Source organism: Veillonella caviae (assembly GCF_003992125.1).
In the GTDB taxonomy this organism is placed as follows: domain Bacteria; phylum Bacillota; class Negativicutes; order Veillonellales; family Veillonellaceae; genus Veillonella; species Veillonella caviae.
In genome coordinates, this window is sequence record NZ_RQUY01000044.1 from 1 (window position 1) to 1,228 (window position 1,228).

General features: G+C 34.9%; 4 protein-coding genes. 3 read left to right on the forward strand and 1 reads right to left on the reverse strand.

The window, feature by feature from the left end; genetic code table 11:
- A partial coding sequence (locus tag EO120_RS09055; protein ID WP_164725744.1) for a helix-turn-helix domain-containing protein occupies nucleotides 1–309 on the reverse strand: 309 nt, incomplete at its 3' end.
- Between the two features lie 182 nt (nucleotides 310–491).
- Between EO120_RS09055 and EO120_RS09400 the strand changes: the two genes are divergently transcribed.
- The 3 genes from EO120_RS09400 to EO120_RS09275 form a co-directional block, all read left to right on the forward strand.
- Nucleotides 492–674, forward strand: coding sequence for a helix-turn-helix domain-containing protein (locus EO120_RS09400; RefSeq protein ID WP_127135145.1), 183 nt, complete (start codon nucleotides 492–494; stop codon nucleotides 672–674).
- Nucleotides 675–699: 25 nt separating this feature from the next.
- The gene (locus EO120_RS09065; RefSeq protein ID WP_127135146.1) at nucleotides 700–1,020 is read left to right on the forward strand and encodes a hypothetical protein; all 321 of its coding nucleotides are present in this window, start codon (nucleotides 700–702) and stop codon (nucleotides 1,018–1,020) included.
- A 10-nt stretch (nucleotides 1,021–1,030) separates the two neighbouring features.
- On the forward strand, nucleotides 1,031–1,228 hold a 198-nt coding region (locus EO120_RS09275), incomplete at its 3' end, for a MerR family transcriptional regulator (RefSeq protein WP_206512489.1).

The following is a 1,228-nucleotide window of genomic DNA, read 5'->3' on the forward strand; positions in this document are numbered from 1 at the left end:
GATAGAACCATATACATTTATAAAGTTAATTCCGCTATCATATTTACTCGTTGATTTCATGACAGCTTCTAATTTACTTTCACTAACTTTAGATTCATATTCTTCACGCCAATTTTTATAATCAGAATTTCCTATTAGGTAGTCTGTACTTACATTGAAGTATTGGGCTACCTTATTTAATTTATCTACTTTAGGTGTCGACGCGTTCCATTTGGTTATAGTTCCATTTCCGAAACCTAGGGATTCTTCGAGCTTGGTTAAACTTATGTTTTTTTTAGCTGCTAATTCTTGAATGCGTTCTTTTATCATATTTTTTACCTCGCTAGAAAATTTTCCGTAAATGGGTTTACAAATAGAAAACTTTCTAGTATTATATAAGTACGAGATAGAAAGCTTTCTAGTAAAGTGATTAACATAACCTATCTTTATAATAGAAAAATTTCTACTTTCGTGTCAATGAAAATTTTCTAGCAGGAGGTGAAAAGCAATTAATGTTAATAAAAAAAATTAAAGTGTTGTGCAAAAAAAACAACATTAATATTGGGCAACTAGAACGGGCTACAGGATTAGGTTTTGCCACAATTAGAAAGTGGGACAAATCAAGCCCAAACATGAAAAACATTAAAAAGGTCGCCGATTACTTCGGCGTACCAGTTACGTATTTCTTGGATTAATTGCGCAAAGTGCAAGGAGTAAAACATGACAAACTTTTTAAAACTTATAAGCCAAGAAGAACAAAATGAACACGCAAATTCAGATACATGTCGTGATGGCGGTGGGTACTTTCAACCGCTATCAGAATACGAAGGCCTGTTCGATGGAAAGCGTATTTCTGTATGTATCGACGATACATCTTGTGGTGCCTTTGGCGAGCGCTACGATGTATACGTTAACTTCAATGGGACAGAGACTGGCTATAGCTTTGATAATATTTCCAGAAATGACATAGAGCATGGAAATATTCCTAAAGATATAGCCGATTTCATAAAAAAAGAAACAGGCTATTACTGTTTTCATTAAGGGGGAAACCATGAAAAACATAACGTCCCTAGTGGTCGATAGATTCGACGCAGCGAAGTTATTAAATTGCAGCGTACAGTCTATAGATAATCTGAAAAAAGAAGGTAAATTGAAACCTTTACCGGATGTCCCCGGTATAAGATTTGCACTCAAGGACATTGAGGCATTGGCAGGTATTGAAAGTGAGTACAGTCCATTTCAGTATCGT

Excerpts from the sequence above, each read along its gene's own strand:
- EO120_RS09400 (WP_127135145.1), top strand. The coding sequence starts at position 492 with ATGTTAATAAAAAAAATTAAAGTGTTGTGCAAAAAAAACAACATTAAT.
- EO120_RS09065 (WP_127135146.1), top strand. The coding sequence starts at position 700 with ATGACAAACTTTTTAAAACTTATAAGCCAAGAAGAACAAAATGAACAC.